This window comes from Mycoplasmoides genitalium G37, assembly GCF_000027325.1.
GTDB lineage: Bacteria > Bacillota_I > Bacilli_A > Mycoplasmatales > Mycoplasmoidaceae > Mycoplasmoides > Mycoplasmoides genitalium.
This window is the reverse complement of sequence record NC_000908.2, coordinates 276,639-300,814: the sequence shown is the minus strand read 5'-3', so window position 1 is coordinate 300,814 and position 24,176 is coordinate 276,639. Positions and strand designations below refer to the sequence as shown.

General features: G+C 31.8%; 21 protein-coding genes. 6 read left to right on the top strand and 15 right to left on the bottom strand.

Annotation, left to right across the window (positions count from 1 at the left end; all coding sequences use genetic code 4):
* Positions 1–10: 10 nt before the first annotated feature.
* The 5 genes from glyS to plsY are packed head-to-tail and all read left to right on the top strand — an operon-like array spanning position 11 to position 6,048.
* The gene (gene glyS / locus MG_RS01460) at positions 11–1,351 is read left to right on the top strand and encodes a glycine--tRNA ligase (protein ID WP_010869392.1); all 1,341 of its coding nucleotides are present in this window, start codon (positions 11–13) and stop codon (positions 1,349–1,351) included.
* Positions 1,341–3,164 carry a DNA primase gene (gene dnaG / locus MG_RS01455; protein ID WP_009885788.1) on the top strand — a complete coding sequence of 608 codons (1,824 nt, stop codon included), beginning with the start codon at positions 1,341–1,343 and terminating at the stop codon, positions 3,162–3,164. The genes glyS and dnaG overlap by 11 nt, the downstream gene beginning before the upstream one ends.
* A gap of 44 nt (positions 3,165–3,208) precedes the next feature.
* Entirely contained in the window at positions 3,209–4,702 is a 1,494-nt protein-coding gene (locus MG_RS01450; protein ID WP_009885787.1) for an RNA polymerase sigma factor, read from the top strand.
* The gene (locus tag MG_RS01445; protein WP_009885786.1) at positions 4,686–5,342 is read left to right on the top strand and encodes a tRNA (adenine(22)-N(1))-methyltransferase TrmK; all 657 of its coding nucleotides are present in this window, start codon (positions 4,686–4,688) and stop codon (positions 5,340–5,342) included. The genes MG_RS01450 and MG_RS01445 overlap by 17 nt, the downstream gene beginning before the upstream one ends.
* Positions 5,329–6,048 (top strand): glycerol-3-phosphate 1-O-acyltransferase PlsY, encoded by a 720-nt coding sequence (gene plsY, locus MG_RS01440; protein WP_009885785.1) that lies wholly within the window; start codon positions 5,329–5,331, stop codon positions 6,046–6,048. Before MG_RS01445 ends, plsY begins: the two co-directional genes overlap by 14 nt.
* On the opposite strand, the gene MG_RS01435 is transcribed toward plsY, so the two are convergent.
* The 6 genes from MG_RS01435 to MG_RS01410 are packed head-to-tail and all read right to left on the bottom strand — an operon-like array spanning position 6,032 to position 13,930.
* The gene (locus MG_RS01435; RefSeq protein WP_010869391.1) at positions 6,032–6,877 is read right to left on the bottom strand and encodes a TIGR00282 family metallophosphoesterase; all 846 of its coding nucleotides are present in this window, start codon (positions 6,875–6,877) and stop codon (positions 6,032–6,034) included. The genes plsY and MG_RS01435 overlap by 17 nt on opposite strands.
* A complete protein-coding gene (locus MG_RS01430; RefSeq protein WP_009885782.1) occupies positions 6,870–7,367 on the bottom strand; it encodes a 5-formyltetrahydrofolate cyclo-ligase in 498 nt (165 codons plus the stop codon). The genes MG_RS01435 and MG_RS01430 overlap by 8 nt, the downstream gene beginning before the upstream one ends.
* Positions 7,368–7,369: 2 nt before the next feature.
* Positions 7,370–9,481, bottom strand: a complete 2,112-nt coding sequence (locus tag MG_RS01425) for an ATP-dependent helicase (RefSeq protein ID WP_010869390.1) — start codon at positions 9,479–9,481, stop codon at positions 7,370–7,372.
* A gap of 5 nt (positions 9,482–9,486) precedes the next feature.
* On the bottom strand, positions 9,487–10,167 hold the full coding sequence (locus MG_RS01420) for an RDD family protein (RefSeq protein WP_014894004.1): 681 nt from the start codon (positions 10,165–10,167) through the stop codon (positions 9,487–9,489).
* 2 nt (positions 10,168–10,169) lie between these two features.
* Entirely contained in the window at positions 10,170–12,062 is a 1,893-nt protein-coding gene (locus tag MG_RS01415) for an MPN338 family protein (RefSeq protein ID WP_010869389.1), read from the bottom strand.
* Positions 12,063–12,067: 5 nt separating this feature from the next.
* On the bottom strand, positions 12,068–13,930 hold the full coding sequence (locus MG_RS01410; protein WP_010869388.1) for an MPN337 family protein: 1,863 nt from the start codon (positions 13,928–13,930) through the stop codon (positions 12,068–12,070).
* A 52-nt stretch (positions 13,931–13,982) separates the two neighbouring features.
* Here MG_RS01410 and MG_RS01405 point away from each other — a divergent pair, with 52 nt between their 5' ends.
* Entirely contained in the window at positions 13,983–15,035 is a 1,053-nt protein-coding gene (locus MG_RS01405) for a nicotinate-nucleotide adenylyltransferase (protein ID WP_010869387.1), read from the top strand.
* Here the strand turns inward: MG_RS01405 and lon are convergent.
* The 9 genes from lon to nrdE all read right to left on the bottom strand — a co-directional run bounded on the left by lon (position 15,032) and on the right by nrdE (position 24,168).
* A complete protein-coding gene (gene lon / locus MG_RS01400) occupies positions 15,032–17,419 on the bottom strand; it encodes an endopeptidase La (RefSeq protein WP_009885776.1) in 2,388 nt (795 codons plus the stop codon). The two genes, MG_RS01405 and lon, sit on opposite strands and share 4 nt — an antisense overlap.
* Before the next feature lie 68 nt (positions 17,420–17,487).
* Positions 17,488–18,822, bottom strand: coding sequence for a trigger factor (gene tig / locus MG_RS01395; protein WP_009885775.1), 1,335 nt, complete (start codon positions 18,820–18,822; stop codon positions 17,488–17,490).
* Between the two features lie 29 nt (positions 18,823–18,851).
* Entirely contained in the window at positions 18,852–19,736 is an 885-nt protein-coding gene (locus MG_RS01390) for a DUF3196 family protein (RefSeq protein WP_009885774.1), read from the bottom strand.
* Positions 19,729–20,151 (bottom strand): Fur family transcriptional regulator, encoded by a 423-nt coding sequence (locus tag MG_RS01385; protein ID WP_009885773.1) that lies wholly within the window; start codon positions 20,149–20,151, stop codon positions 19,729–19,731. The genes MG_RS01390 and MG_RS01385 overlap by 8 nt, the downstream gene beginning before the upstream one ends.
* Positions 20,141–21,016 carry a deoxyribonuclease IV gene (locus MG_RS01380; protein ID WP_009885772.1) on the bottom strand — a complete coding sequence of 292 codons (876 nt, stop codon included), beginning with the start codon at positions 21,014–21,016 and terminating at the stop codon, positions 20,141–20,143. Before MG_RS01380 ends, MG_RS01385 begins: the two co-directional genes overlap by 11 nt.
* Positions 21,009–21,323 carry a 50S ribosomal protein L27 gene (rpmA, locus tag MG_RS01375; RefSeq protein ID WP_009885771.1) on the bottom strand — a complete coding sequence of 105 codons (315 nt, stop codon included), beginning with the start codon at positions 21,321–21,323 and terminating at the stop codon, positions 21,009–21,011. The genes MG_RS01380 and rpmA overlap by 8 nt, the downstream gene beginning before the upstream one ends.
* Positions 21,316–21,615, bottom strand: a complete 300-nt coding sequence (locus MG_RS01370) for a ribosomal-processing cysteine protease Prp (RefSeq protein WP_009885770.1) — start codon at positions 21,613–21,615, stop codon at positions 21,316–21,318. Before MG_RS01370 ends, rpmA begins: the two co-directional genes overlap by 8 nt.
* Complete coding sequence (gene rplU, locus MG_RS01365) at positions 21,608–21,910, bottom strand: 50S ribosomal protein L21 (protein WP_009885769.1); 303 nt, start codon at positions 21,908–21,910, stop codon at positions 21,608–21,610. Before rplU ends, MG_RS01370 begins: the two co-directional genes overlap by 8 nt.
* Before the next feature lie 92 nt (positions 21,911–22,002).
* The gene (nrdE, locus tag MG_RS01360; protein WP_009885768.1) at positions 22,003–24,168 is read right to left on the bottom strand and encodes a class 1b ribonucleoside-diphosphate reductase subunit alpha; all 2,166 of its coding nucleotides are present in this window, start codon (positions 24,166–24,168) and stop codon (positions 22,003–22,005) included.
* Between the last annotated feature and the right edge of the window lie 8 nt (positions 24,169–24,176).

Below are 24,176 nucleotides of genomic sequence, written 5' to 3'. Positions count from 1 at the left end.
TTAATTAACAATGGCTAAAGTTTACAACCAAGAAGTTTATGTTCAGTTTCTCAAACAACATGGTTTTGTATTTCAGAGTAGTGAAATTTACAACGGTTTAAACAATAGTTGGGATTTTGGTCCATTAGGTGCAGTTTTAAAACAACAAATCAAACAAGCTTTATATAACTTTTTTATTAAAAATAAAGCTGATGTTCTTTTAGTTGAAACCCCTATTATTCTCAGCGAATTGGTTTGAAAAGCATCAGGACATTTAGCTAACTTTGTTGATACTTTAGTTGATTGTAAGAGTTGTAAATACCGCTTTCGTGTTGATCAAATTAATGCTGAAATAAAAGCTAAAAAGGATTGGAATAGTTTTAAAGTTAACTGTCCTAATTGTCATAACCAAAATTGATCAGAAGTGAGGGATTTTAACTTACTTTTTCAAACTGAAATCGGGGTTGTAAACAACGATAAACGCCTTGTTTTTCTCCGTCCTGAGACTGCTCAAGGTAGCTTTATTAACTTTAAAAATATCTTGCAAGCTAAGAAGCGTAATTTACCTTTTGCTATTGCCCAGTTTGGTAAAAGCTTTCGTAATGAAATCACCCCAGGTAACTTCTTGTTTAGAACTAGAGAGTTTGAACAGTTTGAAATTGAGTGGTTTTGTAAACCTGATGATGCAAATTCGCTGTTTGAAAAACAATTAATAATGGTAGAACAGTTTCTACAAACAGTGTTAAAAATTAACCCAGAATTGTTAAAAAAACATGAATATGATCAATCAGAATTGGCTCATTATGCCAAAAAAACTACTGACTTTTTGTTTAATTTTCCCCACGGATTAAAGGAGTTATGAGGCTTGGCTAACAGGGGTGATTTTGATCTAAAACAACACCAAGAGTTTTCAAAAAAGAGCATGAGTTTTTTTGATAGCGAATTAAACCAACATTTCTTACCTTTCATAATCGAACCTGCGGTTGGCATTGAACGGTTATTTTATGCACTAATTGTCAGTAGTTATAGGAGAGAAATTATTAATGAGGAAGAACGGGAAGTATTGAGTTTACCATTTGACTTATGTCCTGAACAAATTATTGTTTTACCACTTGTAAATAAACTTAAAAAAGAAGCATTTTCTGTATTTGAAACGCTAGCAAAAACAAGGTGAAGAGTGTGCTTTGAGACAACTGGTAGTATTGGTAAAAGGTATCGAAAAGCAGATGCAATTGGAATAAAGTATGCAGTCACTTTTGACTTTGAAAGTTTAGAAGATAATGCAGTTACCATCAGAGATAGAGATACTTTAGTTCAACAGCGAATTGCTATCAAAGAATTACCACAATGATTCATGAAAAATGGTCAATAAAAGCAACAGTTTAGATGAACTTTTAAAGCAGATTAAAATTACTGAAATTATTCAACACTACGGGGTTAAAATCCAAACTAAGGGTAATAGTCTACTTGCTTTATGTCCTTTTCATGATGATAAAAATCCTTCTATGTCCATTTCCAGTTCTAAAAACATCTTTAAGTGTTGGGCTTGTAATGCAGCTGGCAACGGAATAGCGTTTATCCAAAAGCATGACCAGTTAGATTGAAAAACTGCACTTAAAAAAGCAATTGAAATTTGTGGAATTAAGTTAGAAAATTGGAACAGTAATTTACTAACAAAAGTTGATCCAAAACAAAAACGATATTGGGAGATAAACAATGCTTTAATTACTTATTATCAAACCAGATTAAAAAGAGAAACAAACCCAAATGGGATGAATTATTTAGTTGAAAAAAGAAAGCTTAATAAAACATTAATTGAACAGTTTCAGCTAGGACTTGCTTTTCACAATGAAGATAAGTATCTATGTGAAAGTATGGAAAGATACCCCTTCATTAATCCAAAGATAAAACCGAGTGAATTGTATCTTTTTTCAAAAACTAACCAGCAAGGTCTTGGCTTTTTTGACTTTAATACCAAAAAAGCTACCTTTCAAAACCAGATTATGATCCCTATCCATGACTTTAATGGTAACCCGGTTGGTTTTTCAGCAAGAAGTGTTGATAACATCAACAAACTGAAATATAAAAATAGTGCTGATCACGAATTTTTTAAAAAAGGGGAGCTGTTATTTAACTTTCACAGGTTAAATAAAAACCTCAATCAACTCTTTATTGTGGAAGGTTATTTTGATGTTTTTACACTAACAAACTCCAAGTTTGAAGCTGTTGCATTAATGGGATTAGCATTAAATGATGTGCAAATTAAAGCCATTAAAGCTCACTTTAAGGAGTTACAAACCTTAGTTTTAGCACTTGATAATGATGCTAGTGGTCAAAATGCTGTGTTTAGCTTAATTGAAAAACTTAATAACAACAATTTTATTGTGGAAATTGTTCAGTGAGAACACAACTATAAAGATTGGGATGAACTGTATTTAAACAAGGGTAGTGAGCAAGTTATATTACAAGCAAACAAAAGACAAAATCTAATTGAATATCTTGTTAGTTTTTTTAAAAAGCAACAACTTGATCAAAGGGTTATTACTAATAAAATCATTGCTTTTTTAACAAAAAACCAAACAATTTTAAACGACCATAGTTTTTTAATTTTTCTCATTAAAAATTTGGTTAAACTACTTGAATATAGTGATGAAAAAACTCTGTATGAAACAGTTTTAAAACACAAAGAAAAACTTGTATCTAAGTTTGATAACAACCGTTTTTACATAAATACTTCAGGCCATGCTCAACCACCACAAGAATTGCAAAAAACCACTGCAGCACTAGTGCAAACAGCTTTTGAAGAAGCAGTTAATGAGTTGTGAAAACCTGAAATCTTTGCGTTTGCTTTAATTGATAAACGCTTTTTGGTTGAATTAAAACAATCCCATCTAGATGAAGTTTTTAAGGAATGTAACTTTAATTTGTTTGATGTTGAACTTTTTATTGAAAAAGCAAGGATCTATTGGAGTGAAAATCAAACTGCTAACTGAGTTGGTTTTGAAAGTGTTTTAGATCAAAATTACCTTTTAAACAATAAAGCAAGGTTATTGGAAATTAAAGATATTTTTTTAGATGAATTAACTTGTTATCAAGCTAATGATTTTCAAAACTATCTAAAGACCTTTCAAACGTTATTAAAACAACAAAAGCAGCGCTTAAAAAATTTAAAGTTAACGCTATAAAAGTTATATAAGCTAAAATTATAATGCTAGTCGCATTGAGCTAAATGTCCACTGACAAAAAAACGCTAGGCGAAAAACCCAATTCAACCAAACCAGAACTATCTGAAGAATTAATTGCTGAACTTAAAAAACAGCGTATTCTTGAAAAGAATCGTCCTTACAAAAAGATGATTTATGTTGACAATAAAGTGCAACGCAAACACCGTCATGAAAACATCGCTTTTCTCAAAACCCTTCATGAAAATAAGGAGAGTGATGTTCCTAAAAAAAGAAGGGGTAGAAAACCTAAACACGCTCCTTTAAAAGAAAAAAATAATCTGAAGTTATTTGATATCTTAGAAGGATCGTTAAAAAGCCACATTGAAAATGATGACACCAACACAGTCATCAACCTTCTAACAGAAGCTTGAGAAAAGAAAAGCAAAAAGAAACAAAAAAACATCACGCTTTCAAATAAGGAAATTATTAGTGTTCTCGCTAAGTTTGAACTACCTGAAGATGAAATTATCTATGTTTTGGATGAACTACGTGATAAGGGGATTCAACTCCAACACGATGTTGAAGAGCACATCCATGAATTTCGTGCTAACCAAGACCTTTCAATTATTGATGAAGATATTGAAGAGTTAACAAGTAAGAACATCTCTAACCGTGATAAGGTTGATGATAATGTTAGGTTCTTTTTAGGATCACTTGACTTTTCTAAAATGTTAGATTTTGAATCTGAACAGCGGATTGCCAAGGTTTTAAATAGTACTGATGAAGAGTCACGTAAGTATGCAATTAATCAGTTGGTTACTTCAAACTTAAGACTAGTTGTTTCTATTGCCAAAAAACACCTAGAAAGAGGGTTGGATTTTAATGATTTAATTCAAGAGGGTAATTTGGGGCTTTTAAAAGCTATTTCCAAATTTAACTGATCTTTAGGGAATAAGTTTTCAACTTATGCTACTTGATGGATTAAACAAGCAATTACAAGAGCAATAGCTGATCAAGCAAGAACAGTAAGGATCCCTGTTCATATGGTAGAAACCATTAACCGCTTAGCTAAAGCAGAACGGGCTTTGTATCAAGAGTTAGGGCGAGAACCTACTGATGAGGAGTTAGCTGAAAAGATGGGAGGACAAGCTGAAGGATTTAATGTTAAAAAGATTGCTGAAATTAAACGGTTAAGTTTAGATCCAGTTTCGCTTGATAAAACAGTTGGACATGATGAAGAGTCCCAGTTTGGTGATTTTGTTAAAGACACAGACGCTCAAACTCCTGACGAGTTTACCGAAAGCCGTTCAAATTCAGAAAAAATTGATGAATTGTTGAACAATAATCTTTCTGAACAAGAAGAGTTAATTGTTAGAATGCGGATTGGCATGCCCCCTTACAATGAACCTAAAACACTTGATGAAGTAGGTCAAAAGATTTTGATCCCTAGAGAGAAGATCAGACAAATTGAAAACAAAGCAATTAGAAAATTGAGACATGCAGTTAGAAACAATCCTATTAGTATGTCATTTCTAAGAATTAATGAAAAAAAGGATTAGCACAATTGCTAATTTAGTTCAATCATTTAATCCTAAGCTAGTGTATGACATCGGTTGTGATCATTCCTATCTAACATCCTATCTAATAAAAACTAATCAAAACCTAACCATTGTTAACAGTGATATTAGTAAAAATGCTTTATTAAGTAATTACCAAAAATTTAAAAATAACAATAATATCCACTTCTTTGTTAGTGATGGATTTAATAACCTTCCAGAACTAAATATTAATCCCAAAATAGGGGTAATTGCTGGACTTGGTGGATTGAAAATCATTAACATAATTAGCCAAAAAGAAAACTTTATTAATCGTTTTGTAATCCAACCCCAATCTAATTTAATTGAATTACGTAGTTTTTTAAGTTTAAACAGTTGGGATATTGTTAATGAAACACTAGTTCAGGATCGAGAGTTTATATATCCTATTTTGGTTATTGAAAAACTAAAAAAACCGTTTAAATTAACAAAGGAATTGGTTATTTTAGGACCAAAGCTAATTAACTTTAAAGATAAACACTGTTTAATGAAACACTACCAATGCCTATTGAGAGTTTATCAACCCAAACAAAAACCTAGCTTGATGGATCTTAAGATAATTGAAACATTAAATAAGATAATTACAAGCTATGAATCAAGCTAGTGCAATTGCCATTTTGGTCATTTTTAGCCTAGCTTCTGGTTATCTGTTAGGTTCAATTATTTTTGCTGATATTTTCAGCAAAATACTCAAGAAAAACGTCAGGGAATTTGGTTCAAAAAACCCAGGAGCTACTAACTCAATGCGTGTTTTTGGCTTAAAAATTGGTTTTTTGGTGGCTATTTTTGATGCATTTAAAGGTTTTTTTGCTTTTTTATTAACCTGAATTTTATTCCGTTTTGGTTTACAAGGTTATTTAACAGAAAAAGTGTATCAAAGCACCTATTTTTTAAGTTATTTAAGTTGTTTTGCAGCTACAATAGGTCATATCTTTCCGCTGTATTTTAAGTTTAAGGGTGGTAAGGCAATTGCTACTACTGGTGGATCTTTACTTGCAATATCTTTATGATGATTTTTAATCTGTCTTTTAATTTGGATAATGATTACTTTAATAACTAAGTATGTTTCTTTAGCAAGTCTTATTACATTCTTTGTGTTAGCTGTAATCATCTTAATACCCTGACTTGATTATTTATACTTCTTTAACAGTGATCCTCTAAAGTCGATTACTTATCAAAATGAATGGTATATCATTTTATTTTTTTGCTTGTGATATTGACCTTTAACTGTGGTTGTTTTCTGATTACACCGTGCAAACATAATCAGAATTTTACATGGTAAGGAAAGCAAGATTACTCAACTAAATTAAAGTAGTCATTAGCTAAATACTTTTCATCATCTAAAACTATTCTAATCTGTTCTATTTTCACAACTTGATTGGTTTTTGAACAAACTTCAAAGAAGACGCCATTGAGTTGTGCACCACAATTAGAAACCTCAAAAAACTGTCTTTCACCTGTACAAAATAACTTAATTGATTGCTTGGGATTAGCACCAATAACACTACCAAATCCAGGACCACACATCCCTACATCAGTAATGTAAACACTTCCTTTAGGAGTGATTCTTAAATCATTACTAGGAACATGGGTGTGGGTTCCTAAGATAGCAGTAACATAACCATCAAAAACCATGCAAAAAGCATTTTTTTCGCTAGTTGTTTCAGCATGAAAATCAACGATATGAAGATCACAATCTTTAGTTAAAACTAACTTTTTTAATTCCACAAATGGGTTTGTTATTGCAAATGGTAAGTTAATACTTGTTCCTAACAAGTTAGTAATCCTTATTTTCAAACCATTTAAGCTAAATAAATAACTCCCTTTGCCAAGCTGAAAATAGTTAAAATCTTGCATTAAGTTAAGTGGGCGAATAACATCAACTTGGTTTAAAACAAGTTCTAAATCTTGCTTTTGAAACCAGGTATGGTTACCCATAGTGATGTAATCAATTCCTGCTTGTTTTAGTATTTGGTAGTGGTTTCAACTTAAACCCTTACCATTAGTAGTGTTTTCAGCATTTGCAATAATTAGATTTAACTGATACTTTTTTTTAATTATGGGAAGATGATCACTAATAATCTTTCTACCAGCTTTGCCATAAACATCACCTAAAAAAAGAACCTTTATGTTATCCATTGCAAATAATTAAATCTAATTGATAATCCCAAGGATCATTAGTGAATTCTGCATATTGAAAGTCATATGCTATCCCTATTTTTAGTTGTTTTTTGCTAGTTAATGATAAATAACGGTCATAATAACCCTTACCAAAACCAATCCTGTGGTTTGCCTTATTAAAAGCTAATAAAGGGATAAAAAAACAATCAATATCATTAGGGTTAATTTCATTATTATTTTGATCAATAAACTTCATGTTAAATTGATCAACAATACTAGGAAAACAGCTTGTAATTTTATTTAACTTAAGAAAATCTAGAAAGTTATCTAAAAAAGCCACTTCGTTTTTAATGGGAATGTAAAGTGCTAAATTTTTAATTGTTGGTCTTGTTATTAAAAAAGCCATTAATTTTTGGTTAATCTTTTGATCTAAATGCGATTTTTCAAGATCATTTAGTTCTGCTCTTTTTAGAAGCATTAATTTTCTTAAACTGTTTTTATCAACCATTGTTAATATAAAGCTTTTGTTAGTGATTTATGGTTTTTTAAGATCCATTTCATCCCATAGCGTGTGTCTTTAAAAGCTACTAAAACCTCTTTGTCTCTCACTTCAACTACAACTCCTTTTCCAAAGTATCTACTAGTAACTAAATCACCCACTATAATGTCTAAACTTTCTTTTCTTAGTTTCTTTGTATAGTCTGTTTTTTTAGTTGAATCAAAAAAATCATCATCCTGCTCTAATACATAGTTAATAGTAGCAATGTCTAAATACTCACTTTTATTGATGTAATTTAAAAAACTAGATGGTTTTATAGAATTGTTATTTATTTGTAAAACCGCAGTGATAAACAAAAAACGTTTTGCTCTTGTGATAGCAACATAAAACAGTTTTAATTCATCAATTAAATGTTGTTCGTCATTTTGATTTTGACTTAAAAATAAGGGAAAATCCCCTTGATTCATGCCATAAATAAATACAGCTTCAAACTCAAGTCCTTTTGCTGCATGAACGGTTAGCAAATTGATTGTATCACTGCTGTTTTCAATAATTGAGTCAAATTCCAATGCTAAGCTAGTAATAAACTCTGATAAGCTAAATTCAGTTTTATCTTTTTGAAATTCAGTTAGTTTTTTTCAAAGCAGATTTTCAATAGTTTGATCCACTTTGAGTTTTTTAAACAGTTCAGTAAACAAAAGGTTAATTTGCTGATCCTCTGCTAACTTAATCAGCAGATTAAAATAACCAGTAGCTTTAAGTTTTGAACTATGGTTTTTTTGATTTAATTCTGATCATTTAAGAAAATCAAATAGGTTTGTTTTATCACTCTGTTTTCACAATTCCTTTAAATCATTTGATCAAATTTTTAGGGCTTGCAAAGCTCTTTTAATATCAAGATTTGTTCTGGTTGAAATCGCAATTAAAACCCGCTGGAGTTTTACTAGTTGGTTAAAATAACTCTTTTGTTTAGGTAAGGGAATTGTTCCATCCGCTTCAATCAATTCAACCATAGTAGTAATATCTCTGTTCTTTCTAAACAAGATGGCCATATCCTTAAAATTAATCTTTTCTGTTTGGTTTAGTGCTTTGATTTTATTGAAGATCCAATTGGCTTGATTTTCAACTGATTCAGCTTGAAAATAAACAGGTTTTTTATCAGAATTTAAAGTTGAAAACAAGAGATTTTTTTCAGTTTTAACTTGTTTTTCATAGGCCATAATTTTTAAAAGAATTTGGTTAGCAACTGCTAAAATATTCTGATCGCAACGGTAATTTTGATTAATAAAGAATTCATTGCTTTTCGGAACATTAAAGTCATGCTTTAAAGCAGTTATGATCCCGTTTACCGCCCCTCTTCAGCGGTAAATCATCTGGTTATTATCACCTACCAAAAACAAGTTTTTATTTTTAGTTACTAACATCTTGATCAGTTCATATTGGATTTGGTTGGTATCTTGAAATTCATCAACTAAAATATGCTGAAACTGTTCACTCCACTGATTAAGTAAATCATTATCATTACTCAATAAATTACAAGTTTTAATTAAAAGATCATGAAAATCAAGTTTATTGTTTAATATCTTATTCTTTTCATAGCTAATGAATGCATTAATCAGTTGGGTTTTTAAAGTGGAATATTCTTCATCTTTATTTAGAAGTGAATGCTCACATAAACTAATTAACCTTTCATCTTGATCCAACTTATTTATTTCAAAATCAGCAAAAGTATTTTTAAAGTTATCAATAATTTGTTTCGCTAGGTTGATATCGAGTTTTGAATCAGCTAAAAATTCCTTTAGGAAATAGCTAATATCATCATCGATGATAAAGCGCTTTTTTAATGTTTGAATTAAAAACTTATTGCAAAAGCTGTGAAATGTATAGATATTTGTTTTCTCAGCTAAAGAACTATCTATTAGTTTCAAGATTCTAAACTGCATCTCCTTAGCAGCTTTCTTAGTAAAGGTGATTGCTAAAATTCTGCTAGGATCAACTTTTTCTTTATTAACCAAGTATGCAAAGCGATTAGTAATAATTGTTGTTTTACCAGTACCTGCTCCAGAATAAACAACATTAACCCCTTTTCCACAACTAATTGCTTGTTTTTGTTGTTCATTCATTGTTATTAATTAATGAGTTTTTCCACTTCATCAAGAGCTATTACGCCTGGTAAATTAGCTGGATCAGGTTGATTGTTGGTTTTTAAGCTAGTTGGTTTTGATTTTAAAGTGTGTTTTTCTTGAACCATAAAGGTGTTTGACAGTATCTCTTGTAAAGCTTGTTTTTCAGAACTAAAACAAAAATAACCAATAAAAATCAGTTGTAAAAAACTAATCAAAATTGTTATGGTTCTAATTGTTATCGCTATTGCATTAGGCTTATCTAAATTAGTGAAAAAATTAAGCGCTTCGCTGCTATTTTGGTTAATAAAAAAATAACTAGCAATCACTAAAAACAAAACTGAAAGCAAAATCCATAAAAACAACTCATGGATCATTATTCTCAAAAACCTTTTGTCAAAAGCAAATAGCTTAATCTTCAAAAGGTTGCGAAACAAAGTTTTACCATCCCAAAAAAATGGTAAAAAAATGAAATAAACCGTTCACAGGATTGTTTGTGAACAACTTAAAACTAAAAATAAAAGAAAACGGTTATCACTAAAGGCTTGAGTAATTAAAAAGATAACCACAAGTACAATAGCTAATAAAAATACATCGCACAATCAAGCTAATGCCCTATGTTTTACTTTAGCACATTGAAAAATTTGAACAGTTTTATTTGTTTCATTAATAACTTTAATTTGCATTATTAGTGCTTAATGTGTTTTCATTTAAAACGAAATAAAACAGCAATCACAATCAAAATAAAAGCTAAAACACTAGCGATACTGATTACAATGATGTTAGGTACAGTAAGCCCAGCATTTAGATCACTTACAGTGAGAATAGTAAAGACCATTGAGAAAAAATTGATAAATCCTACTACAAAAGCAGCAATATAAGCAAAAATCATCAACACCCTTTCATTGTCCTTTTTATTAATTCGCTGCTCATGTTTAAACCTATTTACCATCTCTTCAATCGAGGTTTTAAGATTACTTTTACTATCTATTTTCTGCATGATCTCTTTAATTGATGTCAAACCATAAAAAGGATCTAATCAACTAAAACTGAGACTTTCAAGTAAAGCAATGTTACGTGAAAAGTGGCTTTTATCAAATCCTTTTTCATACAAGTCAAATTCAATGTCATTGATAATTCACCTTCTTGTTTCAAAGAAAAGTTGTGCTCATACATAGTTAGAAATAACTTTTACATCATCATTTTTAACTATTAAAAAGGTATTACTATCACTGCTAATAAAAGTTAGATATTTTTTGTTAATTTGACATATGCTTTCATCTATGTCCTTTTCAAACTGATAAAAATCATTACCACTTTTGGGATTGAGCATCTGTTCTATTAAATTTTTGTACTCACTTCAATCAGCAAAATAACTACTTCACATGCCAATTCCATACTTCTCAGGATTAATTACAATCCCATGCAAAAGTTGTAATTCTAATTGGTTTCTAAATACTTGTTTTGTAGAGACAAAATTATCATTATCAATTTCCAATTCTGTTATCTCATCAGGGTAAGCTAAAGATTCATTTTTTGTTTCTAAATTAATCTTGTTAATCTCTTCAAGTAACTGTTCAAGATCCTGTACCTTTTTTTTATTTCAGCTGGTTTTTTTATCTTTTTTTAAGTAGTTTTGTTCTATAAACTGTATTAGTTCATACAAATCAGTTTCAGGGTTTTGATCAGGATCTTCTCTTAGTGTGTTTTTTTTATCTAATACCTTTAAAATCAGTGCTGGTTCTTTACTTGTAAAGTAAACCCTTAACTCTTCAACAGAGATTAACATGATTAAATAAGTGTTAATCACTGCATAAAACATCTCATCACTAGTTTCTTGAAGTTGCTGCTTATTTTTATTGTTTAAACAGTTGTAAAACTTATCAAAAAAGAGGGAATTTCAGTTTGTTTTTAAAAGCTTAATCCGTTCTTTTAGAGCGAGTTTATTGCTAGGATTTTCACTGTCAAAAATAAAGGAATTTAAAGAGATAGGATAAAGTTGATTACAGATAAAATGCTTAACTAAGGCATTAACAAAAATATCTTTAAAAATTTCTGTCTTTTTTTGTTTTTCAATTGACTTATTAACTAAATTAAGGGTAAATGAACCTGACAAAATTTGTGCTCTTAAATCTAAGAAGAAGGAAATTCTGATCGAATTGACAAATTTTTTAAGGTATGAATTTTTATTAACTTCAATCAAATAGTCATACCTTCTTTCAGCAAATTCATTGTTAATAAGGTTGTTTTCAAAAGCATTAATACTTTGGATATACACTGGAGAATTAAACCTATCTTGTTTGATTACATTAAATAAGTCACACTTAGAACTACCAGTTTTAGAAACAATCTTTTTCAAAACATGGTTGAGCATGATCACAATCTTCTCATCCTTAGTAACTTCTTCAATACTGTTTAACTTTTCAAGCTCTTCTTCACTTAAAGTAGTTTTAATCTTTTGAAGAATGTTATTAACAAAATCACGACTAGGGTGTTGGTTGATACTTTCAAAGAAAACTTCTGAAACTTCTGAGATGTAAAAAGAGATACAATGACTTAGGTTTAACTTATTGAATTTCATGATTCCTAATTTTTATGCTTTTTATTAATTTCAAACAGATAAAGTCTTCTTGTCATAAAAACCAAGATAGTAACCAAAAGAAATAAAACCAAAATAGTACCTATACTAATAAAGATAATATTCCTTGGATCCAAAACACTTTTATCAACCACTTCTTGACTAACAGTTAAGATAGTCCATACACAGTTAAAAAATTCAACTATGCCAAACACTACCGCACTAATAATTCCCAAACTTAAATAAATTCTTTCTTTAAATTTGCCAAAGATTTCATCCTCATGGTTTACCTTGCGAATCATGTCGTTGATAAATTTATCAATTTGCATATATTGTTTGGCCTTAGTGTAGAGTAGATCATACTTAAGTGAGGCATTTTGAAAGTATTCACTGAGGTATCTTAAGCGGTTGATAACAGTTAAATTAGATCGCAATAAGGAAGGATCACTCGTTCGGTTTTTTTCAAAGGCTTTGGAATAATCAAAGGCTTTTAACATGATCGCTTTACTATAAGTAATGGTTCAAACAATGTTATGGATTACTGACTTTTGCTTGTCATTGACAACACTGAGAATTTCAGTATTTTTGTTCATAAATAACAGTTGGTTAAATGTTCTTCTAACCAATAACTTTTCCTGTTCTTGTTTAAAGTCATTTAGAATATCCTCATCATTAAAATCAATCTCTTTAAAAAAATCACTAATTTTTTTAAGGTTTAAGTTATTTGCTATTGCTGTATCATCAAGACCAAAAACATTGGGCTTCATAGTTATTAGAAAAAACAGCTTTGCTTCGTTATTATTAAAAAAGAAATCATTTTTTAAAAAAAACTGTTTTTGTTTTGTTTGTAATACATAAACTGTTGAATTTAACGATAACTTTTGGGGTTGATTAGTGCTGTATTTTTCAACTAATTTTCCTATGTCTTCAACCTCATTAACATTTTCAATGTCAGCAGTTGTTATTGCTTGATTTTCGTTGTACCAATCGTTTAAAAAGAGCAGCATTCTAGCTAAGTATGCTCCACTATCATTAGCTTTAAAAAGTGCAGTTTTCTGACTTGGTTTTCATTCAAAAAAATCAGTTTTTTCACATAATCATAACAGGTTTTTATTGAGGTGACATACCAATAATAGCATTACAAAAAGAGCATCAAAAAAATCATTAATTTTCTCCAAATCTTTAGATGCAGTTGAGAATGGGTATTTTTCAGCAACAACATTTTGTCATTTTTGTTTAAAAGCACAACTTTTTAAAACAATTTCACCATGTTTATTAATTTTTGTTTTGGAAAAACAATTAATGATCTGCATAAAACTAATTTCATGCATGTTGTTCTTACAAAAAGTGTGAATTAAATTGTTAATGGCAATGTTTTTTGTTTCAGAAAACAGATCAGTTTTTTTGATGTGTCATTGTAGTGAGAAACTACCTATCACTGTATTGTTTTCTTCATTAAAATGGAGATAAATATTAAATCCTTCAAAAAAATTGGCGAGGGTGTTTTTAGGGTTAATAGTTACATTAAAGGTTAGTTGGGATGTAGCGTTGTTTTCTTTGGAAAGATCTTTTTTAACTTGCTTTAAATAGTTTAAAACCTCAGGATCTTCATCAATGATTTGGTTAAAAACTGTATCAATTCCAGCACCACTAACAAAATCAGAAAAGTTTAAAAGAACCTTATTTAAGCTATTTTTAATCAGGTTTTTATTGAGAAAAACAGCACTTTTATTTTTGAATTTATGCTTGAAATAATGGGTTCTAATCTTGGAATAATTCTTCTGATCATTTGATTTTTCAAACAACAGTTTTTTATCAAGATCAATTTGAAAAGTAAAGAGGTTATAGATCTCCATCTCCTTTTGGATCATTGCTCTTGTGTCACAATTATTTTAGTTAGAATTAAATGTTTTAAGATCTTTTTTGAAGCAAAAAATTATTATCTTTGGTGGTTCTTTTGACCCTATTCACAATGCCCATCTCTACATTGCTAAACATGCAATTAAAAAAATAAAAGCGCAAAAGCTTTTTTTTGTACCAACTTACAATGGTATTTTTAAAAATAATTTTCATGCTAGTAATAAGGATAGGATTGCTATGTTAAAGCTAGCAATTAAATCAGTCAACAATGCTTTAGTTTCCAATTTTGATATTAAAACTAAAAACGCTTTTTCAATTAATACTGTTAACCACTTTAAAAGTTGTTATCCAACTAGTGAAATCTATTTTTTAATAGGGAGTGATAAATTAAATGAACTTGAGAAGTGAGATCACATCCAACAGTTAAAAGATTTGTGCACGTTTGTTTGTTATGAACGAAAACCTTATCCTTTTAATAAAAAAATAGCAAACCAATTTAATGTTAAATACTTGGCTAAATGCCCACTTGAAATCGCTTCAAGTAAACTTTTAAATCAACCTAGAAAAAAACTGATACCACTGGCAGTTTTAAATTACATCAATACCAATCACCTCTATCTAATTCCCACTTTAAAAGCAATGGTTGATGATAAGAGGTTTCAACACTGTTTAAGGGTTGGTAAACTAGCAAAACAACTAGCAATTGCAAACAAACTAGATGCTAAAAGAGCATTTGTTGCTGGGGCTTATCATGACTTGGCCAAACAACTACCAGTTGATCAGTTAGTTAACATTGCAACTAGTGAACTGAAGATAACTAACTACCCAAGTTGAAAAGTATTACATAGCTATGTGGGGGCTTATATCTTAAAAAACTGATTTGGTGTTAAAGATAAAATGATTATTAATGCCATCAAAAACCACACCATCCCACCAAAACAAGTTAGCAAGCTAGATATGATTGTTTATTTAGCAGATAAACTAGAACCTAACCGTAAACAGGAACAGTGGAGTGGGGGAATTGAGATTGATCAACTAGTAAAACTAGCTAAAAGCAACTTAAAACAGGCCTATTTAATTACCTTAAAATATGTCCAAAACCTAGTTAAAGACTAACTGAAAAGCTTGTTGTAGATATCACTGTATTCCTTAACAAAGATAATGTTAAGTTTATCTACTATCTCTTTGGGTACTTCATCTAAATAGCGCTCGTTTTTCTCAGGCATAAAGATAGTTGTAACCCCACCGCGGTAAGCTGAGATAGTTTTTTCTTTCACCCCACCAATAACCAACACTTTGCCTCTTAAAGTGATCTCTCCTGTCATAGCCACTGTAGGATCTACTTTCTTACCAGTTAATGATGAGATGATTGCAGTTACCAAAGCAGCACCAGCACTAGGTCCATCCTTAGGAATTCCCCCACCTGGAACATGGATGTTAATATCAATCTTTTTAAACAAACTAGGATTAATGTTAAAACGCTCTGCATTAGCTTTTACATAGCCTAAAGCAACATTAGCGCTTTCTCGCATTGTTTGCTTTAAATTACCAGTTAAGATCAACTCTCCTTTACCAGCAACATGGGTAACTTCTATGGGAAGTAAGTCCCCTCCAGTTGGGGTGTATGCCATCCCGTTGACAATTCCAGGTAGAGACACTTCATCACGCATAGTGTGATCAAAGATCTCCTTCTTAAGGTATTTTTTAACAGCGTTTACATCAATCGTTTCTTGTTTGATGCCATCTTTTTGCATTGCTACTATGTACTTTCTTACAACTTGTTGGATTAATCGTTCTAATTGTCTAACCCCCGCTTCTCTTGTGTAAAACTTAATGATGTAGCTGATTGCTTCATCAGTGAACTTCAATTCTTCACTGTTAAGATCAGCATCCTCAAGGCAACGCTTAATTAAGTGGTTTTTTGCTATCTCAATCTTCTCTTGTTCTGTATAGGAAGTGAGTTCAATTATCTCCATCCTATCAAGTAAAGCTTCAGGGATATCTTCTATGTAGTTTGCAGTAGCGATAAACATTACTTTAGAAAGATCATAATCTTCTTCAACATAGTTATCACTAAACTTATTATTTAACTCTGGATCTAATACTTCAAGTAAAGCACCTGAAGGATAACCTTGGTTGGAGGAGGTCATCTTATCAATTTCATCAAGTAAAAAGAGGGGATTAATTACCTTAGCACGGGTCATCCCTTTCAAAATCCTTCCTGGCATAGAACCTAAGTAAGTTTTACGGTGACCTCTGATTTCCGATTCATCATGTACTCCCCCTAATGAGATCTTGACAAACTTCTTATCTAATGCTTCTGCAATAGACTTAGCTAGACTTGATTTACCAACCCCAGGAGGACCTACTAAACACATAATAGGACCTTTGTTTTTTTGGGTTCTTAGTTGTACTGCTAAATACTCAACAATCCTTTCTTTAACCTTATCTAAACCAGTGTGGTTTTTATCTAACGTCTTAATTAAGTTTTTAACATCACTGTTATCTTTGCTCTTTTGTCATCAAGGCAGGTTTAAAAGCGTATCAATGTAAGTTTTGGTTAAGGTTGATTCTTGGGAAGAGGAGGAAGAGTTTTCATAGTGTTCAAGTTCACTTAAAATCCGTTTTTTAATGGCTTCAGGGTAAGGGTTTTCATCCAGTTTCTTTCTAATACTAGCAACTTCATCCTCTTTTTTGGAACTAATCCCTATCTCTTCACGGATAATTCTTAGCTTTTCACGAAGATAGAAATCACGTTGTTGTCTTGAGAGTTGTTCGTTAATTTTGCGGGTAATTTTACTGTCAAGTTTATCAAACTCAGTTTCCTTGTTTTTAGATCTACCATAATCTTGGATCTTCTGTAAATCTTCAATCCCTGCTTGGATAATCTTTTCCAATCGGTTTGCTATCTCATTTTCCTCTAAGATAGCTTGTTTAATACTTTCAGTGTTAGGGACAAGATTAGCCAGTTTAAAGGTGATAATATCAAGTTGCTTTAAACCCTTAGGAACATTAACTGTTTTGCTGATGTTTTCAAGTTCTAAAAACTTCTCAGCTCCTTCCATTAACTGTTCAATTTCTTCTTTTTCAGGAAAGATTCGCTGTAAGAACCTGTCAACATTAGCTTCATCTTTAACTGTGGAGTTAAGTAATTGGTAACTAACTTCATTAATATCTGCATCTGAGAATTTTTCAATTAAAACCCGTTGTAAACCTCTGCCTTTAATACGGTAGTCTACTGTTTTACTATCAACCCCTGGAACATCAACTATCTCATCAATCTCACAGAGTGTACCGACATGATAGATGTCATTAAACTCAGGGTTTTGTTCACCAGTAAACTTTTGGGTTACTAAAACCAAACGTTTGGTTTTCAGAGTTTTAAGCGCTTTGATGATCTTACGCGAACGGGGCCTGCCAACATCCAAACTAAAGGGAACAAAAGGAAAAATGACTTGACCTCTAACTACTAAGATCTGACTTTTCTTCGTAACGGGCATATTTAAAAGTTAATTAGGGAATTTCAATAAATTTTAACACATTTCTTAGCACTCACAAGCTTTGAGTGCTAATGAGTTGAATAGCTAACGATTTTAGTTGTTGTTAATCTGTTGATGATAATTGATTCCACAAACTCCTTTTGTTGTTCCATATTAAAAAAGAGTTGTTTTTTCATTTCATCACTAGCAAAGGGATATTCAACAGCAATAACATTTTCAATTTCAGCTTTAATCTTGTTATTATCAACCTTAATCTTTTCAATGTCAGCTATCTTTTTCATTACCAAAGCAAAGGTAACATTTTCCTTAGCTTCTTTTATGTTGCGATCTTGTAACTCTGTTAGGGTGATATTAGAAGCACTTAAGAGTTTTTCAAAGGGGATTTTATATTGTTCAGCTTGGCTTTGCTGGAGCTTTAACAAGCGGTTAGCTTCTAGTTTAATTAACGCTTCTGGAAGAAAAGGAAGTTTGGTATTAGTAAGTAAGAACTGACGAATTTTTTGGTTATTCTCCTGGAGAATTGTCTCTTGTTTTTTGTTTTCCATTAGCTTATGAAAATAACTCTTAAATGCCTTTAGAGAAGTAAAGCTTTGGAATTGTTCAGGGAGAAAGGATTTGAAATTAGTTTCATCCATTGGGGTGAATTCCAGTTTTTTAATTGCTTTTAAAACTACTTCAAATGTAACTGGTTTTGATTGCAACTCCTTAACATGATAATCACTAGGAAAAGTTAGTGCTAAAGTTTTTTTCTGGTTAACTTTCATTGCTATTAACCCGGTTTCAAAACCCTTAATAAAGCTATTTGAACCAATTGTCAATTCATAGTTTTGTGCTGAAGCTGATGCTAGTTTTTTGTTATCAACTATCCCAGTGAAATCAATGATAGCAATATCACCATTAGCTAGTTTTTTATCACTAACATCTACCATTGTGCTTTTAGTTTTTGCCAGCTTTTCAATTTCGTTGTTAAATTCAGCTTCAGTTAACTTGGTAAGTGGTGTTAAATCTTTTATCTTTTTGTAATCAGGGAGTTGAAAGTTAGGGATCAGATCAAAGTAAAACAAAAGTACACAGTTTTGTTCAGTGATCGTTTTGAAATCAATGGTAGGATAATCATCAATGACATTATCATTACTAGCAACGATCTCTTCTTGTTGAACTGATTCATAAATACTGTTCATGACGTTTTGGGCACTTTTTTGCATTAATTCAGCTTTATTAATCGACTGACTGGCTAAATTAGGGGGGATTTTACCGGGACGAAAACCCTTAATTTTTATCGATTTAGCCATTTCACCTACTAGTTTTTTTTGGGTAGCTTGTCAGTAATTTGGATCAATCTCAACTTCCAAACAAAGACTTTTATCAGTTGTTTTACTGTTAAGAACTTTGTATAACTTCATCTTTTGTATCTACTAGTGCTAACTTAATTTTAATTTTCCTCACCAATTGCTCTATCTAACTGTTCATAAAGTGTATCAACAATTAGTTTAGTGGTTGGATCTTTCAGATCAACAACTTCATTAATGACAATCTTACTAACATACTGGTGGATCTTTTTAGCTAAGTGGTTTACTTCTAAATTAGGATGGAGTGGAAAAAAACTGACGAGTAATGCATCAATAATTTCATAAGCAAATTCACAACTAACAGGTTCTTTTAAAAACAGTTGACTTACTTTTTTAATTAGTTGTTGGAAAAACTGTTTGGTTTTATCAGTTTGGGGGAAAGCAAATTCACCTAATGTTATTACAAACTTCTGTTTGAGTTTGCTGTTAAAGTATGTTACTTTGTGGTTTTTAAAAGCAGGTATCTGGTTAAGGGCTTTAAAAAAAGAGAAACGCTTTAACTCTAACAGTTCAAGATCAGTTAACACAAAAGTCATCCGCTGTAAAAGGTTAGGGTTTACAAAACTCGCTTCTTTTGCTAACAAATAGTGGATTAAGTTAAGTTTATTGGGGTAATCACTTAACACCATCTCCACAATTTTTTCACAACTCATGTTAGCTAACTGTTGGTTTTTCTGTTCGATGAGATCATGGTTAATTAGTTGTAATAGTGATTGGAAAAAACCAACCAATGGCTTTGAAAAATAAGGGGTAGCTAACTCCTCTTCACACCTCTCTTGAGCAGTTTTAAACTCCTTTTTTTTGACCAGAACAATGATCTTTTCAAACTGGTTAAAAAAGAAATTGTTAAGTTCAGTTTGATTTTCTGATAGATATTTCTTAAAGGATTTTTGTAGTGAATCATAATCAGAAAAATGTTGCTTTAAGCCATCAAGGTGGTTTAAAAATTGGTTTGGTTTGTTAATCATTGTTTATCTCACCCCTAGCAACAATATAAAAATCATTAAGCTTTACCTTACTGGTATGGTTTTGGGTTTCAAGCAATGTTTTAATTTGGCCATCTGTTAAAGGTAAGGTAAAAAACTGCTGTTTAACTTCATCAAAAAGATAGATATGGTTATGCTCTGCATGGCGCAGGCAATAGTAAGTTTCAAACCGCTCTGGATCTACAAAGATGTTAATCAGTTTAAGTTTAGCTAGGATTCTTAAGTTGTTGTAGATAGAAGCGAGTGTTGAGGGTTGATTGGCTAAATCAAGGTGGGTTTTAATTTGGGAGAGATTATGCCAATCTTGGTGTTCAATTAAACACTTTAATAAAGCAATCCGCGGTTTTGTTAAGCGCAGATTGTTTTGTTCTAATACCTTCACATAACTAGTTAGCATCTGGTTGGTAAGTTTTAAATCAGCTGCGGATTTGACTAATCTCTTCACGGTAAATAGTTGGGTAGTTTAAACTAGTTGAAGGGGTTTCTAAGATAATAGGTAAATCCTTAATTTGGGGGTGACTAATGAACTTCATTAAGTTCTCAAAACCAATCATCCCAGCATTGATATTAGCATGCCTATCTTTTTTAGAACCACAATTATTTTTAGATTCATTTAAATGGATTACTTTGAGAAACTCAAAACCAAGTTTAGTTGTAATGGTGTTAAAAACACCAGTTAGATCACTAAAGTCAATCCCACTATCATGGAAGTGACAGGTATCAAGACAAACCCCGATCCTATCTTTATCAACGATCCTGTCAATAACATATTTCAACTCAGTTAAGTCTCTGCCTATCTCATTACCCTTACCAGCCATTGTTTCAAGGCAAATAACTGTTGTTTTGGTTTTATTGATAACTTGATTGAGTACTTTAACCAGGTTATCTAATGCTTCGTTGGTTGTTTGGGCTACTGCAGAACCTGGATGCAAAACTAAATAGTGAGCACCAGCCAAGTTACAAAGCTGAATCTCATTGGTTAAAACACTGATAGCATTCTGCTGTTTTAGTGGGTCTTTTGATGCACAGTTAATGATATATGGAGCATGAACAACCAAACCATTACTATTAATATTCTTTGTTTTTAACAACTCATAGCCCAAACTAAACTGCATCTTGTTAAAAGGAACACGGTAAGCAGAATGGGGTGGACCTAAAAATACCATTAGAGCAGTTGCATCAATAGCAATTGCATCCTGAGCACTTTGAACAAAGTAATTGGGGGCTTTAAAGCTAATAAAGCTACCCAGTAGCTTAGGCATTTAGTTGGTGTTTGATGATGTTAACCCGGGTTTTGCTTTGTTTACTACCAAACTTTTGAAAGCGGACAATGCCATCGCTCAAAGCAAAGAGGGTGTTATCACTACCCATTGCAACATTTTGTCCTGCAAAGATCTTAGTTCCCCTTTGTCTATAGATAATCTGACCAACTCTAATCATCTGACCATCTGCCTTCTTAGCGCCCAAGCGCTTAGAATGTGAATCACGTCCATTCTTAGTGGAACCAACCCCTTTTTTGGAAGCGAAAAACTGTAAGTTAATTTGGTAGCAGTAACTGTTTTTACTCATAACTCTCTTCATTGATAACTATGTGATTAGGATAGGAATTGGCTATTGCTTTTAATTGTACTGTAATAACACTAAAAGCAACTGCTACATTAGGGGTTGGGTCAATGAGTTTCAGTGCTATACTAGGTACTAATTTATTTTCAGTAAATTCAATCTTATCAGGTTCAAACCAAGCCACCCCCCCAAAGATAATTCCACTAATTGCAGCACAAACTATGTCCTTACCCTTCTCAGCAAACAAAGCATGACCTTTTGCAACTAGAAAGTTTTGGGAGATATTAATCTTAATCATGGATAAAGCGTACCACTTTTAGTTTGGTGTAGGGTTGACGGTGGCCATAACGCTTGAGGTGGTGTTTTTGGGAGATGTGTTTAATTAGTTTAATTTTCGATTTTAAACCGTGTTTTTCAATCACACAAACAACCTTAGCTTTTTCAAGGTAAGGTTTGCCTATCTTTTCATCAAGCATCAATACCTTATCAAGTTGGATCTCCTGACCAACTTTACCAGCTAATTTTTCAACAAAAATAGACTCGTTTTCATGGACTAAATACTGCTTAGCACCACAAACCACAATAGCATGCATCTTCTCAAAACCGTTGCCTTTCTAATTTATATATTAGGGATTAAGATAGTTTTAAAACAAGTAATTCTAACAAATTCTAACTGCTTTAATAGTTAGATAGAACAAACCTCACAATCCTTGATTTTAATAGTGTGATCTTCACTATCTTTTAAAACATCTTGTCTTACTCTGACATAATAGATAGAACTACAACCCTTTTTAAAAGCATAAATATAAGCTTTATTGAGATCTCTGGTGGTAGCTTTATCAGTCATAAACAAGGTTAAAGAGATTGCTTGATCAACATGTTGTTGGGCTGCTGCTACTATGTTAATAATAGGTTCAAAGCCCAGTTCATAAGCACCATCTTTAAAGTACTGATAGTTATCATTATCAAGCTTATAAGCAGGGACATAAATCCGTCCTAACTTCCCTTCTTTTCTCACTTCAACAGGAGATACTACTGGTTGAAGTGAAGGGGTACATGAAGAGAGATATGAGATAGATCCAGTTGGGGCAATAGCCATTAAATGGGAGTTTGCAAGTCCATCTTTTTGGATACTTGCTACCAATTGCTTCCAATTTTCCTGAGTTGGAATTTTTACTTGGTATTTATCAAAAAGGGCTTGAACTTTTTCTGTTTTACATGTTCAAAAGTCACTAGCTACCTTAGTGTACTTATCAAAGTAACTACCATCAGCAAATTTAGTATTTTCAAAGTCTTTAAATTTACCTAGTTCCAATGCTAATTTATTGGAAGCACTAAACGCATGGTATGCTACTGTATAAAAAAAGATGTTAGTAAAATCAACCGCTTCCTTTGAATCATAATAGATAGCATTTGTTGCTAAAAATCCATGTAAGTTCATCGCTCCTAATCCCAACGCATGGTTTTCTGAATTACCTTTTTTAATGGAAGGAGCGGTTTCTAAACTACTGATCCTTGACACTAAATCCAGTGATTCAATTGCTAGTTGAATCAATTCAGCTAACTCACTACCACTTTCCATTGCTCTAGCAATATTTAAACTCCCCAAGTTACAGCTAATATCACTACCTACCTTTTTAAAAGTAAGGTCTGAATAGAATTCAGAAGGTAAAGATGGTTGGACAATTTCACTGCAAAGGTTAGACATTACTATCCTGTTTTTGTGGGCATTTCTCCTGTTAACTGTATCATCAAACAAGATGTAGGGATAACCACTTTCAAAGTGGAGTTCAGCAATTGTTTGAAAGAACTTTCTAGCACTAATAAAGGTCTTTTTAATGCGTTGGTTTTCAAGCAATTCATAATACATCTCAGTTACTGAGATATCAGATAAAGCCTTACCATACTCCTGATAGATATCATATGGACTGAAAAGTGCCATCATCTCGTTATTTTTTGCTAATTGGAAGGTGATATCTGGAATCACAAGTCCTAAGGAGAGTGATTTAATTCTGATCTTCTCATCAGCATTTTCCCTTTTAGTATCTAAAAACTGCATAACATCAGGATGGTGACAATGGAGATACACCGCTCCCGCTCCTTGTCTTTGTCCAAGTTGGTTGGAATAGGAAAAAGAGTCCTCTAACAATTTCATAATTGGGATAATCCCTGATGATTGGTTTTCTATCTTTTTGATGGGCGCTCCCGCTTCACGTAAGTTGGAAAGCAAAAGTGCTACTCCCCCATCACGTTTTGATAGTTGTAGTGTAGTTGTTATCGCTCTACCTATTGATTCCATGTTATCTTCAATCCTTAACAGGTAACATGAAACAAATTCACCACGTTTCTTTCTACCAGCATTAAGAAAGGTAGGGGTTGCTGGTTGAAAACGGTTAAGGATAATCTGTTTTAAGAGTTTTAATGCCTTATTGAAGTTACCATTAGCTAACATCAATACATTCATCACCACCCTATCCTCATAGTTTTCCAAGTAGTACTTACCATCAAATGTCTTTAAAGCATAGGCATTATAGAACTTAAATGCTCCCATGAAGTTAGCATAACGAAAGCGGTATGAATATGCTTTATGGGTGATCTCTTCAAACTGTTCAAAACTGTACATGTTGATGATCTTCTCATCATAATAATCGTTCTTAATCAGAAAATCAAGGCGTTCTTTGGTGGAATGAAAGACCTTAGTTTTGGGTTTTACATGCTCTTGAATATAGCTTTCAACTGCTTGTAAATCGATTGCAAAATCATCATAGATTTTGGCTTGGGCATTAAAAGAAATGTAACTTTCAACATCTTCTTCAGTATTAAAAGTAGGGATTTTTTCTTTGGATGTCATAGTGGATA